The sequence below is a fragment of the Geosporobacter ferrireducens genome (genome assembly GCF_001750685.1).
GTDB lineage: Bacteria > Bacillota > Clostridia > Peptostreptococcales > Thermotaleaceae > Geosporobacter > Geosporobacter ferrireducens.
In genome coordinates this window covers 1598075-1614128 of the sequence record NZ_CP017269.1, presented here as the reverse complement: position 1 = coordinate 1614128, position 16054 = coordinate 1598075, and the positions used below count along the sequence as shown (strand labels likewise).

15 protein-coding genes are annotated in these 16054 nt (G+C 35.9%); 14 read left to right on the top strand and 1 reads right to left on the bottom strand.

Going from position 1 to position 16054, the window contains the following annotated elements; all coding sequences use genetic code 11:
* Positions 1–6: 6 nt before the first annotated feature.
* Positions 7–915 carry a macrolide 2'-phosphotransferase gene (locus Gferi_RS07935; protein WP_069975254.1) on the top strand — a complete coding sequence of 303 codons (909 nt, stop codon included), beginning with the start codon at positions 7–9 and terminating at the stop codon, positions 913–915.
* 836 nt (positions 916–1751) lie between these two features.
* On the top strand, positions 1752–2648 hold the full coding sequence (locus Gferi_RS07930; RefSeq protein WP_069975253.1) for a macrolide 2'-phosphotransferase: 897 nt from the start codon (positions 1752–1754) through the stop codon (positions 2646–2648).
* Between the two features lie 395 nt (positions 2649–3043).
* On the opposite strand, the gene Gferi_RS07925 is transcribed toward Gferi_RS07930, so the two are convergent.
* Positions 3044–4192 (bottom strand): metallophosphoesterase, encoded by a 1149-nt coding sequence (locus tag Gferi_RS07925; protein WP_069975252.1) that lies wholly within the window; start codon positions 4190–4192, stop codon positions 3044–3046.
* A 486-nt stretch (positions 4193–4678) separates the two neighbouring features.
* Between Gferi_RS07925 and Gferi_RS07920 the strand changes: the two genes are divergently transcribed.
* From Gferi_RS07920 to uxuA, 12 genes are all read left to right on the top strand, one after another.
* Complete coding sequence (locus tag Gferi_RS07920) at positions 4679–5224, top strand: MarR family winged helix-turn-helix transcriptional regulator (protein WP_069975251.1); 546 nt, start codon at positions 4679–4681, stop codon at positions 5222–5224.
* Positions 5217–6491: an MFS transporter gene (locus Gferi_RS07915; protein WP_069975250.1), complete on the top strand. Its 1275-nt coding sequence runs from the start codon at positions 5217–5219 to the stop codon at positions 6489–6491. The genes Gferi_RS07920 and Gferi_RS07915 overlap by 8 nt, the downstream gene beginning before the upstream one ends.
* Before the next feature lie 414 nt (positions 6492–6905).
* Positions 6906–7463, top strand: coding sequence for a flavin reductase family protein (locus Gferi_RS07910; protein WP_069975249.1), 558 nt, complete (start codon positions 6906–6908; stop codon positions 7461–7463).
* A gap of 34 nt (positions 7464–7497) precedes the next feature.
* The gene (locus Gferi_RS07905) at positions 7498–7689 is read left to right on the top strand and encodes a hypothetical protein (protein ID WP_069975248.1); all 192 of its coding nucleotides are present in this window, start codon (positions 7498–7500) and stop codon (positions 7687–7689) included.
* Between the two features lie 139 nt (positions 7690–7828).
* A complete protein-coding gene (locus Gferi_RS07900) occupies positions 7829–8047 on the top strand; it encodes a hypothetical protein (RefSeq protein ID WP_069975247.1) in 219 nt (72 codons plus the stop codon).
* Positions 8048–8291: 244 nt separating this feature from the next.
* Positions 8292–9167, top strand: coding sequence for a MerR family transcriptional regulator (locus Gferi_RS07895; RefSeq protein ID WP_069975246.1), 876 nt, complete (start codon positions 8292–8294; stop codon positions 9165–9167).
* A 231-nt stretch (positions 9168–9398) separates the two neighbouring features.
* Entirely contained in the window at positions 9399–10601 is a 1203-nt protein-coding gene (locus tag Gferi_RS07890) for an MFS transporter (protein WP_069975245.1), read from the top strand.
* Between the two features lie 523 nt (positions 10602–11124).
* Positions 11125–12168 (top strand): TRAP transporter substrate-binding protein, encoded by a 1044-nt coding sequence (locus tag Gferi_RS07885; RefSeq protein WP_069975243.1) that lies wholly within the window; start codon positions 11125–11127, stop codon positions 12166–12168.
* A gap of 84 nt (positions 12169–12252) precedes the next feature.
* Complete coding sequence (locus Gferi_RS07880; protein WP_069975241.1) at positions 12253–12777, top strand: TRAP transporter small permease; 525 nt, start codon at positions 12253–12255, stop codon at positions 12775–12777.
* Entirely contained in the window at positions 12774–14069 is a 1296-nt protein-coding gene (locus Gferi_RS07875) for a TRAP transporter large permease (protein ID WP_330389619.1), read from the top strand. Before Gferi_RS07880 ends, Gferi_RS07875 begins: the two co-directional genes overlap by 4 nt.
* Before the next feature lie 6 nt (positions 14070–14075).
* On the top strand, positions 14076–14546 hold the full coding sequence (locus tag Gferi_RS07870; protein ID WP_069975237.1) for a YcxB family protein: 471 nt from the start codon (positions 14076–14078) through the stop codon (positions 14544–14546).
* Between the two features lie 122 nt (positions 14547–14668).
* Complete coding sequence (gene uxuA / locus Gferi_RS07865; protein ID WP_069975231.1) at positions 14669–15739, top strand: mannonate dehydratase; 1071 nt, start codon at positions 14669–14671, stop codon at positions 15737–15739.
* The last annotated feature ends 315 nt before the right edge of the window (positions 15740–16054 follow it).

Below are 16054 nucleotides of genomic sequence, written 5' to 3'. Positions count from 1 at the left end.
ATTTGAATGAGTAGAACCAAAGAACAAGTTATCGAAATAGCAAAAAAGTATGGTTTAAAGATAAAAGAGGATACTTTAACATTCAATGAGTCAGGGCTTGACTTCCAGGTCGTATTTGCCCTTGATTTAGAAGGGAATGAATGGGTCTTACGTTTACCTAGGCGTGAAGATGTAATGCCAAGAACAAAGGCTGAAAAGCACGCATTAGATTTGGTGAATCAATATATAACCACCTTTCAAGCCCCCAACTGGACGATCTATACAGATGAGGTAATTGCTTATAAGAAATTAGATGGCATACCAGCAGGTACAATTGATCATGAGATAGGGAATTATGTTTGGGAAATGGATGTCAATAATGTTCCAGATTGCTTTCATCGGACATTAGGGAAGGCATTGGCAGCGTTGCATAGTATTCCAAAGGAAAAGGCAGAGGATGCTGGACTGGTGGTTTACACGTCTGAAGAAGTAAGACAGTTGATGAAAAAAAGAATGGATGCGGTAAAAGTTAAATTTGGAGTGGGTGAATCCTTATGGAATAGATGGCAGATGTGGTTAAATAACGACGAATTGTGGCCGAAGGAGACAGGCTTCATACATGGAGATCTCCATGCAGGACACACTTTAATGGATAAGGATGCTAATGTAATCGGTTTAATTGATTGGACTGAAGCAAAGGTTGCAGATATATCAAATGATTTTGTATTTCAGTATAAAGCCTTTGGTGAAGCAGGACTTGAATCTCTTATCAATGCTTATAAAGAAGCAGGGGGATACTATTGGCCAAAGATGAAAGAGCATATCATTGAATTGGTTGCCGCATACCCCGTTGACATTGCAGAATTTGCCATCACATCTGGCCTGGAGGAATATGAACAGATGGCGAAACAATCGTTAGAGGTAAGTGAAAACTAAAAAAGAATCTATATTGGTTTAACGAATATTTTTTGAATTAGTTATGTTTGCTAAAGCCAAATATATATGTTATCCTATTAATGATTTAAAAAGAATGGAGGGTTGCTTAAAAATGTGTGGAATATTTAGATCTCGATTGAATACTTTATGTGACTAATTGAATAGTGCTTAAAGGATCTACCTATGTGTAGCGTAATCGGGATTGGTCTGCCTATTTTTAAGAAAACCTTATTAACGAATGTGTGATGTTAAAAAGGAGGGACAAAGCTACCCTCTTTTTGTGTGTCTAAAAATAGAATTAGAATCAATAAGAAATTTCAATAGTATAATATAAGCACGACTATAACTATCTTTGCATGCCCGTTCAACTGCAGATCTATTATGTTGGCAAGTATGTATCTGAATCAATGATAGTATTTGTTTTGCTTATGTAAAAATTCTATTGAAAAGTTTTCTTGAAATGACCATATATTTAATGTGTGTAAGAACCACTTGTCTAAATAATGAAATACAAGGTGTTCTATTTTGTCACATATTTCTCCTTTACTCAGTGCACAGGTAGCCAGCCTGTGTTTTTTATTGGACAGAAAAAGAAAGTGAAATGGGAGAGAAGTAATGAATAATAAACGGAAAAGGAAAATCTTAAATACAAATTTTGTGTTGTTTCTACATTTAAAAAGAAAAATAAGGGTTGTTATCTGTTGTGTATGATAGATGAAGCCAATCATATTTATCAGACACAATACAAAAAGATTGAAGCTAAATCAATTAATATGTAAGGCCGGTTTTCTGCCTATGGAAGACAAGAATAAAATGAATATTAGGAGGAAATGAAAATGAATACACTTAAAGTTAAACAACTAGCAAATAATAAAGGTCTAGATGTTTTAGAAGACACGATAAGAATTAATGGATCTGGTGTTGACTTTCTAGTAGCTCATGCTAAAGTTCAAAATGGCGATAAATGGATACTAAGGATTCCGCGGAGACCGGAATCTATGAGACATGCGCTACAAGAGAAAAAAGCGTTAGATATCATAAGTAACTATGCAAGCTTTCAAGTTCCCGACTGGTCTATTTTTTCAGAAGACTTAATTGCATATAAGCAGCTAAACGGTATTCCAGCCGCTACGATTGATATTGAAAAACAAGGTTATGTATGGAGTTTTGATGAAACGAATGTACCCTCTGAATATTACTACTCATTAGGAAAAGCTTTAGCAAACTTACACGCATTACCTCAAGATGAATTCAATAATATCGGTGTTGAAATTCTTGGGGCTAGTGAGTTAAGAGCCTCAATGAAACAGCGAATGAAACGTGTACAAGAAAAATACCATGTCAATCCAAATTTATGGGACCGATGGCAAGCCTGGTTAGCTGAAGACTCTCTTTGGCCATCTCATATAGGGGTAAAACATGGAGATATACATCCAGGTCATATCCTTATTGATAAGAACAATCATGTTACTGGAATAATTGATTGGACAGAAGTAGGAATAGCCGATGTGTCTGTAGATTTCATGTCCCATTATCTACTCTTTGGTAAAGAGGGGCTGAAAAAGTTAATCGGTGCTTATGATAATGCCGGAGGTAAAACTTGGGCAAGAATGGATGAGCATATTCTTGAACTTCTAACAACCAGTGGCATCACTGTTGCTGAATACGCTCAAGTGTCAGGTATGAAAGAAATGCACGAGACAGCTGCACACATGCTTGCAAATGAAAGTTAATAAACGTGACTATATTTTAAGATTCCATTTATAAGAAAGCCCCTAAGTCTATTATTTATGTGAAATATTATCATCTGTCTATCAAAACCCATGTGGAGTGTGTGGTATTGATAGAGGACAAATAGCTTAAAAACAGCGGTATGGAAGAATTTGGATAAAAATGGAATGTCTAATTATATTCCCCTAAACGATTGTTTAGGGGATGTGTCTTTGAAGAAGGGGAAGAAATTTCGCGAAAAAGTATAGAATTTCAAGAAATTGTTTAAGAAATACAGATGAGATTCATTGCTGTTGTTAATATATTTCTATAGTTTTTTCATGTGGCGTGTTGCGTTTTAATAAAGCGAAAATAATTCTCACAAGGTAGGAGTTCTAAAAGCCATTTTTTCATAATTCTATTGAAATTGAATATTTATCTTTACAATTTCACTTCGATGCCCTACACGTATAGGTGGTCCCCAGGTTCCGTAACCAGAAGAAACAATAATATTATAATCACCATCCTGTAAATGTCCCCAGTCGATTTCAAAAATCCTTCCAGTTATCAAATGGAAAGGAAAAAGCTGACCTCGATGCGTATGCCCGGAGACCTGCAAATCGATCCCTGCCTTTTTATGCTCACTTAAATTATTAGGCTGATGGTCGAGTAAAATTAGGGGTAATGAAGGGTCCACATGAGCCATTAACTCTTTTATACTTTTTCTGGACTGTCCAGTAAAGCGCTGGCTATCTCTGTCCTCTCTACCTATAATATAAAAGCTATCATTCACAAGAACAACCTCATCTCTTAAAACAACAACACCCGCCTCGGCTAAATGAACGGCAATCTCATCCGCATGTCCTCCAATATATTCATGATTACCCATAACTGCATAAATGCCCAGTGGCGGATTTAGACGGGAAAAGGTTTCTGACATGTTTTGTTCAATAAAATATTGGATATTTTCATCTATAACATCTCCAGGAAGCAAGATTATATCTGGGTTCAATTCGTTAATACGATTCACCATGTTTACAAGTCTGCCATTATGGATAATCGTCCCCAAATGTATATCGGAGACCATGACTACATTAATTGAATTCACTTTATTTCCAGGTTTATTAATCATTACATCATATTCAACATTTCTCGGACTTCGGGCACTCCATGAGCCAAATAAGATAACTCCAACAACAAAGAGTAATACAGCAATGCCTACACCAGGGCCTGCCTTGAAATCCAACAGGTTAATTCCTGCTTTTTTACCCAAAAAGCTGACAATATCAATAAGTAGATAGGCCATTGTAAAATAAACCATAGCAGCAAGCCAGTAGGAGCCTACTTGAGTTAAGCTATAGGACACCGCATAAGGTAGAAAATTCTTTGATACCCTGCCAATAATATATGCAAAAACAAGCAGCCAGAAAAAACTCCAATAAACCCTGCTGTTTAAAAAGGGCACGAATATTCCTAGGGACTGCCAGACTCTGAGCCCGATATAATAGTTCAAAAAGCTATAAATAATTAATATTACTCCAAATACTGCAAAAAATACTAAGTTCATACAATATCTCCCTTTAAATTTCATTTTTTCAGGAATGCATGATTAATGATATCAATTAATTATAAACTACTTATAAAAAAATTCTTAAGATTTTATAAACTCAGCGCGCATTAAGCCTTAATTGTTTGACCACTCCTGCTGGAGGCTAAATATCATTGATAGTTGCTCTATATAATTCCATTAGTAAGTGGTGTATTGACATCAATGAAAGACGGCTGAAAGGCTGATTTATTGGGGTTTTTATGAGTAAGCAAAGAGGTAAGAATGATTTGAAAGTTGGTCTTGCTCTTTTTTGTTTTTCACGAAAACCTATCAACAGGATAATTTTTGTATTTTGAAATTTCAGTAGTTTAAGGAAATGTATCCATTGAGATTTAGATTACTTTATATATTGCCAAAAATATTTAGACAGTATATTGACAATTTTAATGCGGGGTACTATGCTTTATTTAGACAATATAATGTCTAAATAAGGAGGAATACCATATGAACATAGCAAAGGATTTATTTTTCTCACAACATGCTCTTGCGACATTATTTTCCGTGACCAATAAACTGCAAATGCAAGGAGATAAATATTTGCAAGATATAACCATACGTCAAATGTTGGCGATACCTGCCATTATCCATGCCCCGCACGGCAAAGCAACGATCAATTACCTAGCGCGACAACTGGGTACGACCAAACAGAGCGCAAAGCAGATTGTTGATGTTATGGAAAAAAAGAAATATCTGTCCGTCGCACCAAGTCAATTGGATAAACGAGCGGTCAATATCTCTATCACAACAGAAGGTTATCAAGCTTTCAAAGTTTGTTCCGAACGCACGGACGAATTTTTAGCGGATATATTCCACGATTTTACATCGGAAGATTTAGAAACATTGTGCACTCTTCTGAGAAAATTATATCGATTTGATGGCATAGAACAAGACCGCTTTGAAGAAGATATGGACTTTCACACAAGTGATACAGAGCGTGTACTGCAACATCATCAAAATTACCTAAAAAGGAGAACGGATAACCGTGAGTAAACAAACGAAATTTAATCAAGATTTTATTCTCGTAGCCATAGGCCAAATTATATCCGTATTTGGTAACCAGATATTGCGATATGCGCTTCCACTTTACCTGCTGAATCAAACAGGTTCGTCTGCGCTGTTCGGGACAATTTTGGCAGTTTCGTTTATCCCAATGATTTTATTATTCCCAATAGGTGGTATACTTGCCGATCGCATAAATAAGCGTAATATCATGGTTGTTCTGGATTTCAGCACTGCATTGCTGATTTCCTTATTCTATTTACTAGTTGGAAAAATGGATATTATTCCACTTATGGCAATTACTATGATGCTTCTGTATGGTATACAGGGTGCTTATCAACCAGCAGTCAAGGCGAGCGTTCCTATTTTGGTAGGATCAGAGCATATCATGAAGGCAAACTCGATTGTTGATATGATTAATTCAGTAGCCAGTATGGCAGGGCCTGTTATCGGGGGTCTATTATTTTCCGCTTTTGGATTAAATCTTATTTTAGTGTTGAGTATAGGCTGTTTTTTTGCATCGGCAGTCATGGAGATTTTCATCCATATTCCATTTGAGAAAAAGAAAACATCTGGGAATATATTTATTATCGGATTGGGTGATCTCAAAGAAAGTTTCCATTTTATGTTCAAAAAGCAGCCTGTACTGTGGAAAATATCTTTAGTATTTGCGGCTACTAATCTATTATTAACTTCGTTGGTTTTAATCGGACTGCCAGTTTTAATCACACAGCATTTAGATTTTAATGAAGATACTGCTAACCTGTTATATGGCTACTCACAGGGCATAATTGCCGCAGGCGCAGTGTTAGGCGGGCTTCTGGCAGGAGTGATGTCCAATAAACTGAAAGCGAAATCAAGCCCACTTCTGCTCATTGGATGCTCTTTACCTATACTCATAGGTGGAATTGCATTGCAAACGCTAAGCAATCAGGTGGCAATCTACTTTATCTTATCAGTGGGGAGTGGTTTGTTATTGACATTACACACATTGTTTCAAATTCAGATGATGACAGTTCTTCAGCTATTGACTCCCAAAGACTTAATAGGAAAAGTGGTTTCTGTTTTTATTTGTGTAGTTATGTGTACAAGTCCTCTGGGACAGTTCATTTATGGTTTTGTTTTTGATAAGATTGGAAGTGCTGTATATCTTCCATTTTATGCAGCAGCATTGATTATGATAGGCGTCAGTATCTTTACCCGACATATTTTCTATGGAATCAACTACTTGGTTGAAAAACAAACAATGAAGCGGTGAAATAATTCCTTTCTGAAGAAGTGTTTGGCAACGAGTTGTCCTATCCAGAGGGAAAAATAACAGAAAGGGGTGAAGTTTTCGTAGATCTAGGAGAATTTACAACGGAATATAACTGAGTATGGACGGAGGTAAAAGCAAAATAGAAAATGATGAGGAAAAGATAGTTTGAAAATGAGGCTGTTGCTATGACTGGATAAAAGAATAGCAATAACCTCATTTTTTGCCTTTGGGGCGGATTCGGAAATGATTAAAGACTCTATAAAAATAAAAAAACTAAGCCAACTGGCTTAGGGGCATACCCTATCTATATGATAACTCATGGAAAAGAAAAAGTCTATTCTTTTATTAGAATTCCAGATATAATACAAATACTACTGCAGTAGAAGAACAGATGAATGAAAAGGAGGATTTAAAATGGAAAAGATTAAAATTCAAAATCGCCCCTTCGGTCCCTTTCCTACCATGCTTGTGGGAGCGGATGTCAATGGGAAGCCCAATTATGTCACTGTGGGTGCATGTGGAGTAGTGAGTTTGAAGCCAATGCTGTATATTTCGCTGAAAAGCACGCATTATACAACGGCAGGCGTTAAGGAAAACGGGTATTTTAGTGTCAATATTCCCCCAGCGGATTTGGTTGAACAGACAGATTACTGTGGTATGGTGTCAGGAAAAAGAATAGATAAGTCAAATGTATTTGTTCCCTTTTATGATGAATCGGGAAAAGCACCAATGATTAAAGAATGCACGATGAATTTTCTCTGTAAAGTTGTTCAGGTTATTCCTATAGATGACTTTGAAATGTTTCTGGGAGAAATTGTTGCGGTATATGTGAATGAGGAATGTTTAACAGAGGGCAAGCCAGACCCTTTGAAGATCAATCCAATGATTATGATGGGTGCTAGTTATTATGATCTAAATCAGTTATTGGGCAATGCTTTTAAGGCTGGATTAAAAATATCGGAAGGCAAATAAAAGCTGCTGCGTATAAGATGGTTATGATTTTGAAATGGGTAATGCCTATTACACGGCACCCATTAGAAGAATTTGCAGCGATATTTGTTTGAAAAGACAATACAAAATTAAAGATAGTCATATGGAGTACATGCTGGAAAGTGCATTGAATATAGGAGACGATGTTTTACAAAAGGAGTTTAGCCGTACTTCTGATGAGAAGATGAAGAATATTGTAGCTACCTAGATTTTGTACAAACAAAACCATGATGTTTTCATAAAATTTCCATATCTTAATTACCAAAAAACAACAAAAGGTGAGAAGTAACCGCCAGTAGAAGTATTTTTTATCCAGAAAAAACCCTACGAAAGGCGGTATCTCACCTATGAAAAGTATATCATTTCTGTTAGATGAGAATAAAGTGGTAAATACTTCTGCTTGGCTTGTTTCAATCATTCAGTTTGCAAATAAGATCCATTTCTTTGATGCTTTTAATATCTTTGATCTGAAAATGAAGACCATAGACTATACGAATCTAAACAGGCTTCAAACCTTGATTTCTTCTATTACCATGGGGTGTACTTATACAAGTGACTATTTTTAGCATCATCATCAAAGTGGTCTAAATGTAAATGCGTTGTAATTACAGCATCTACAGTAATAAGATTATCAAGGGATATTTTGTATAGTAGAAAAAGGTGTGTAGTTTTGCTGAAAAGGTATAATAATCTGACAATATACAGAACTGTTTAGTGGAAGAGTCATATGCGAATTATTTGTACTTTTCTCGTAAAAACTATTGACTATCACCTTGGGTGTTAGCTTATGATTATCTTGAGGTGATTGAAATGTTAATGAATGAAACCAGTAAAGTAACGAATTTAACCAAAAAAGCAATTGAGTATTATGCAGAACAAGGATTAATTTTCCCTACTATTTTAGAAAATGGATATCGGGATTTTAGTGCAGATGATATAGACCGATTAAAAAAGATTTCTATTTTTCGTAAACTTGGATTTAGCACAGAAGAAGTTAAAGCAGTACTCTCCGATGAAACCGGCGATACGCTACAGAAGTTTTCAGTTCAAAAGGAATTGAGTGTTCAAAGAGAACAGGCGAAGAAGGTTATTCTGGATAAGCTTAGTTGTGGTAAAGACTATGCTGAAATAAGTACGGATTTGAAAGCAATTGAGCAAAGTGCAACAATTGCCGAAAAGCTGCTGGATGCTTTTCCTGGGTATTACGGCAGATTTATATGTCTTCATTTTGCCCGTTTTTTGAATGAACCGATTATAACGGTTGAGCAGCAATCAGCATATAGGGATATTATTGAGTTTTTAGATAATGTACCATCATTTAGGTTTCCCGAAGATTTGCAAGCTTTTTTAATTGAAAGCACAAAACATATTAGTACAATAAATATTAAAGAGCTGATAGAAGTCACAAAACAATCTATTGAAAATCCTGAAAAGTTTTTATCGGAAAATAAGTGTATTCTAGAGCAATACATGTCGTTTAAGCAATCAGATGAATATAAGAATTCCCCAGTATATAAAATGCAAGCTTTGCTGAAAGCGTTTAACAAGACGAGTGGTTATTACGACGTATTCATTCCCGCTATGAAGAAACTAAGTGCCTCTTATACGGACTATTATACGAAAATTGAACAAGCAAACGAAAAACTTCTTGCTCAATATCCTGAGATAGCAAAGCTCAATAATTAAAGCAAATTGGTTTAGTCTACCCCACAGCATGTATTATGCAAATTTTCTTATTTAGTGAAAATTTAAAGAACTGTTGGTAACCATAAGCTAGTTGAGCGAATTATTATAATCTATAAAGCAAGCAAGAACTTATATGGTTCTTAGAGATAGATGGATTTGCTTGTAATTATTTTAGAATGTGCTATACTTAGTAGGATTATCATCTAATTGTAAGTAGGAGAGCTATAGAATATGAAAAACCAATCGTTTTACACACAGCTTAACAAAGATCAAAAATACATTTTGAATTGCTGCTTTTTTGTTTTTGCAGTCAATGGATTATATGCTATGATTTTAGGTTCACTGCTCCCTTTAATGAGTATTGAATATGGGTTAAGCAATACCGTAAGTGGAGGATTGATTTCTGCACACCAAGCAGGTAATTTAATTTCTGGTTTTATTGCAGGGGTGTTGCCTCTGTATTTAGGCAGAAAAAAATCAATTATATTTTTATGCAGCTTTGTTGTTATGGGATTTCTAATTATGATTTTAACAGGTAATCCAATCCTATTGATTTTAGGGTTTTTATTTACAGGATTAAGTCGGGGGAGTATTTCTAATTTTAATAACACTATTGTAAATGAGGTATCGAATAGCAGTCCGGCAGCACTTAATGTTTTGCATAGTATTTTTGCGGTCGGTGCTTTAATCTCTCCATTTTTAGTTATTCTATCTTCAAGCATTTCCGGGGAACTGGGCTGGAAAATAGCTGCCAGTATGATTATTGTTCTTGCTATTATTTCTATGTTTCTTTTTTCAAGGATGAAAATAGATAACACTGCGAAAAAGATTGAGAAAGAGAAAGTGTCTTATGAATTTTTGAAGAACAGAGATTTTTGTATTAGTGCTGGGATTATGTTTTTTTATTTGTGCGCTGAAGCAACTATTAATGGATGGATGGTTAAATATTTCATTGACTCAAATATCATGACCATAGAATATGCTCAAATTCTTGCTTCCTTATTGTGGCTGGTTATTCTTGCGGGTAGATTAACTTGTGCATTTTGGGGAGATAGAGTATCGAAGAAATTACTGCTGCTAGCAACTAGTTGTGGAACCGTTGTCTTTTATCTATTATTACTTTCTACACATAACTTGAAGGTTATTACCATTGCCATAATGGGATTAGGATTTTCTATGGCAGGTATTTATCCTACCACAATTTCTACAGTCGGGAATATCATTAAGTCTTATCCTATGGCGATGGGAGTCTTACTAATGATAGGAGGAATTGGTGCTATTATCATGCCAATTATAACTGGTGCATTATCGGATGTTTTTGGTATTTTGGCTGGTATGGGTGCTATTGTAGGTGCTATTGTTTTAATGGTAATATGCGTGGTTTTAAACGGACAAGGAAAACAAGAAAAAAAGAGCATGTTGGTAATGAAATAGAATAATAAGGCAAGGGGCAAATTAAATCGAAAACTTTATAAGTGTAGAATTGAATAAACTACCATAAAACTGGCTAAAAGGATTAGCCAGTTTCTATTTTTAAGGAGATAAGATTTAGATGAGAAAAGAAAGGAATCTTAAAACAATCGAAATATCAATCCATTTTTAAACATTTTTGATGATATAATTGACTAAAGCTATACTAGTATGTTAGTATATGATACAGATAAAAATGTAGGATAAAAGTTATTAGGTTATGATAAATTTTAGGCACAAAGATTATTGTATTGATGACTTACTTAAAACGTATAAATACTTTATAATAATATGATAAATGTATGAATTTTACAGCATGAAGGAAAGACCTTTTTTTTAGATTTTAGAGAAAACGTTATCCTATGCAAACAAAAATAATTGGCAATTATGTAGAAATTTCCTAGATGTGGGTACTGATCTAATGAAAAGCTTTTTTAGGAACTTTCTACAATGCAAATATTAAGTACAGAAAATAGGAGGGGGCAATATGAAAAAAGGTTATAAGGTATTATCATTAAGTCTGGTACTCGTTTTAATTATTGCAGCGTTAGCAGGTTGCGGTACGAAACCACCAGCGGAACCACCGGCACAAGGAGAAGCACCAGCAGAACAACCAGAGATTACGCTTGTATATGCAGAAGTTAACCCACTAGATACAATTGTTGGTCAAACAGATACTGCCTTTAAAGAAAAAGTCGAAGAGCTTTCAGGTGGAAAGATTAAGATTGATATTCAGGCAAGCGGTGTTTTAGGATCAGAAAATGATGTGCTTGATGCAATGCTAGGCGGGGGTGGAACAATTGATATGTCCCGTATTTCAGCATTTGCTCTTACAAGCTACGGCGGAGAAAAGTCAAAACTGCTTTCTATTCCTTATACATTTGTAAATCGTGAGCATTTCTGGAATTTTGCTACATCTGACTTAGCTCCTGAATTCCTTTTAGAGCCACATGAAAATGGCAGCGGAGTTAGAGGTTTATTCTATGGAGAAGAAGGTTTCCGCCATTTCTTTACAGTTAAACCAATTAGTAAGATGGAAGATTTAAAAGGTATGAAACTAAGAGTATCCAATGACCCTGTTATGAATGGTATGGTACAAGGACTTGGTGCTTCACCTACAGTTGTAGCTTTCGGTGAACTTTATTCTGCACTTCAAACAGGCGTAGTAGATGGTGCTGAGCAGCCTATCGCTAACTACAAATCAAATGCATTCCCAGAAGTTGCACCAAACTTAATTCTTGATGGTCATACACTTGGCGCAATCCAAGTAGTTATTACAGATGAAGCTTGGAATAAACTTACAGAAGAACAGCAGAACATTCTAATGGAAGCTGGTAAATATGCATCAGAATTTAATAGAAAGATTTCTGAGGAAGCTGAAAATAAAGTGTTAGAACAGTTAAAAGCAGAAGGTGTTAATGTTGTAGAAGTTGAAGATATCACACCTTGGCAGGAAGCAGTTAAAGGGGTTATTGAATCTGCTACAGCAAACAACAAAGAGCTTTATAAAAAGATTGTTGATATGAAATAAGATTTATATTGTATTAATGGGATGTTTCTATAGACACAGAGGAGGATAACAGCCTCTGTGTCTAAATTTTTAAGGAGGTAAGGTATGCCCAACATTTTTAATACAATTGATAGGATTAAACCGGCATATGATGTGGCTTACAAGATCGTTCTTTTCTTATGTAAGTTACTTTTAATAGTGGATATTCTCATTACTACTATGGCAGTGGCTGGTCGATACATCTCTTTTATTCCAGATCCAGCATGGAGTGAAGAAGTGGTTTTAACTTGTATGGCCTACATGGCAGTTCTTTCTGCGGCTTTAGCCATCAGAAGAAATGCACATATTCGTATGACAGCTTTTGATAGGTACTTGCCTAAAAAAATGATACTCGTTTTAGACATTATTTCAGACTTTGCAGTTTTAGCACTTGCAGTGGTTATGATCGTAGTAGGTTGGAAATATGCAGTACTGCTTGGATCAAGAGGTTCTTATGTAAGCATGCCAGGTCTTTCAAGATTCTGGATGTATTTCCCAGTTCCCTTAGCAGGTATAGCCATGGTTATTTTCGAAATAGAGACTTTATATAATCATATTAAAGGAATTTTTGTAAAAGAGGAGGATAAATGATGAGTGTTGAGAGTATGGCAATATTAATTTTGCTCGGTAGCTTTTTTGTCATGGTATTTTTAAGATTTCCTATTGCTTATGCAGTAGCACTTGCATCTTTATTTTCTCTTTTATACCAAGGCCTTCCACTTACAACCATTGCACAGCAGATGGTAAAGGGGATTAGTTCTTTCAGTCTTATGGCAGTACCTTTCTTTATTACAATGGGGGTTCTTATGGGATCTGGAGGGATATCTGAAAAACTGATAGCCCTAGCGAATGCTTGCGTTGGCTGGATGCGAGGCGGTATGGCAATGGTTAATATTGTTTCATCATACTTCTTTGGAGGTATTTCTGGTTCTGCAGCTGCAGATACAGCATCTCTGGGTAGTATTCTAATCCCTATGATGGTAGACCAAGGTTACGATGATGACTTTTCAACAGCTGTTACCATTACTTCATCCTGTGAAGGACTCTTGGTTCCGCCAAGCCATAACATGGTTATTTATGCGACCACTGCAGGTGGTATTTCCGTAGGAAGTCTATTTCTCGCAGGCTATGTTCCAGCTGCAATACTAGCAGTATCTTTGATGATAGGTTCCTATATCATTTCCGTTAAGAGGAATTATCCAAAGGGTGAAAAGTTCAGTATCATAAATTTAATAAAACAATTTGCTGTTTCCTTTTGGGCCCTCGCAGCTGTTCTGATCGTTGTAGTAGGTGTTGTAGGTGGTGTTTTTACAGCTACAGAATCTGCAGCTATTGCGGTTATTTACAGTTTGTTTGTAAGTGTATTTATTTATAAAGGTCTTGATTGGAAGGGTGTTTGGAGAGTACTTGAAGTATGTGTAGATACACTTTCTATCGTGCTCATTCTGATTGCAACTTCTAGTATTTTTGGATTTGTGCTGACGCGCTTGGGTGTTCCTAAATTAGCATCAAATGCAATTATTGGTCTTACAGATAATCCGATTCTTTTGGCACTCCTTTTAAACCTTATCCTATTAATTCTTGGTTGTATCATGGACATGGCACCAATCATATTGATTACTACCCATATCCTGCTGCCAATTGCAACTTCAATTGGTATTGATCCTATTCAGTTTGGTATCATGCTTGTATTAAACTGTGGTATCGGTCTTTTAACACCACCTGTTGGTTCTGTACTGTTTATCGGTTCTGCAGTTGGGAAGGTGTCGATGGAGCGGGTTGTAAAAGCAACATTGCCATTTTATCTATGTATGGTCGTTACGCTTTTACTGATTACCTTCATTCCCGCAGTTAGTTTATGGCTTCCATCCTTATTCAGGTAAAGTGATATGAAATATATGTTTGCTTATCGAACAACGGCTTTTGATCTCTGGCAGTTATCCATGTACAGTATTTATGGTTCAATGGTAGGGGTATGTAATATTATATTTACTGTGGCTATGTTACTGTTAAGTTCAAAATTTTGGGGAGATGTAAATAGCCTTATGAAAATACTTTTCATAATCGCAATTTGTTTATTTACGGTTATTCAACCCGCAATCGTTTATATGCGTGCAAAAAGACAGGTAGCGACGATTCCACAGGATATGGAGATAGGTTTTGATGATAATGGCATTCATGTAAAAGCTGGAAATCAAAATTCAGATTTAAAATGGAATACGATAAAAGGCGTATCAAAAAAACCGACTATGATTGTTATATTTTCGACGACTAAACATGGTTTTGTACTAACGAATAAAGTGTTAGGAAAACAAAAAGAAGCCTTTTATGACTATATAGTATCAAAAATTCAAAAATAAATATAACTATCTGTTATATAAAGATGAAATTAAGAATCATGCAAGAGCATATCAAGAAACCCATAGAACTATACTAGTGCACTAGTATAGTTCTATGGGTTTAGGGAGGAGATTTTATAGGAATGAAAATGACATTAAGATGGTTTGGAAGCAAACATGATACCGTAACCTTAGGACAAATAAGGCAGATTCCTGGCTGTGTAGGTGTTATTACAACTCTTTATGATACGAAGCCTGGAGAGGTATGGAGTAGAGGCGCGATCAGAGCCATGAAGGAAGAAATAGAAGCAGCAGGGCTTGCGTTGAGCGGTATTGAGAGTGTTAATATACATGATGATATTAAAATTGGTCTTCCTACAAGGGAGCAATATATTGCAAATTATATCGAAACCCTCGAAAATCTTGGCAAAGAAGGAATCGATTTAGTATGTTATAATTTCATGCCTGTATTTGACTGGACAAGATCTGACCTTGCGAAAGAAAGACCTGATGGATCTACAGTCCTTTCTTATGATCAGGAGCTTATCGATAAGATTGATCCTGCTAAAATGTTTGAAGAAATGGATGCCAATTCCGGTGGATTTGTTCTGCCTGGTTGGGAACCAGATAGACTTGCAAGGATAAAAGAACTATTTGAAATGTATAAAGGGGTAGATGCAGAAAAGTTATTCCAAAATCTTGTATATTTCTTGAAGGCAATTATGCCAACCTGCAAAAAATATGGAATCAAAATGGCCATTCATATGGATGATCCGGCATGGTCTGTATTTGGTTTACCAAGAATTGTAAATCATAAGGAAAATATTCAAAGAATATTAGATGCAGTTCCTGTAATGAATAATGGCCTTACGCTATGTACAGGTTCTTTAGGTTCAAGCCCTCACAACGATATCCCAGATATGATAAGAAGCTTCAAGGGAAGAATTCACTTTGGACATGTACGAAACGTTATCCATCTTGCACCGGGTAAGTTTGACGAGGCAGCTCATCTATCTTCTGATGGATCTTTAGATATGTTTGAAATTATGAAAGCATTTTATGATATCGGTATGACCGGACCGATTAGACCTGACCATGGAAGGATGATTTGGGGCGAAAAGGCGATGCCTGGGTATGGTCTATATGATAGAGCTTTAGGAGCAACCTACCTAATGGGATTATGGGAAGCAATAGAGAAGTCAGCTAAAGAATAACCTAAAGGTTATCAATCTATGGCTCTGTGACTGAGAAGTTTAATATTCAACGGACTGGTGAGGGCACCGTTCCCTACGTAAACATAAGACAGAAATGTAGGGATCGGCGCCCTCGTCGATCCGCATATAAATAAGGATTCTTCAGTCACACATCTATATAGCTGTTCAATAAAAGATCTATCAGGAATGGACTTGTCCAGAATACAATACACATCGCGATAAAGATGTAGATGCAAGTATCAACTTCCCAAGAAGCTCCCACTTCAATCAGACTGCAAGGTCGGATAAGTGGGGAGTAATTCACAATAAATAGGA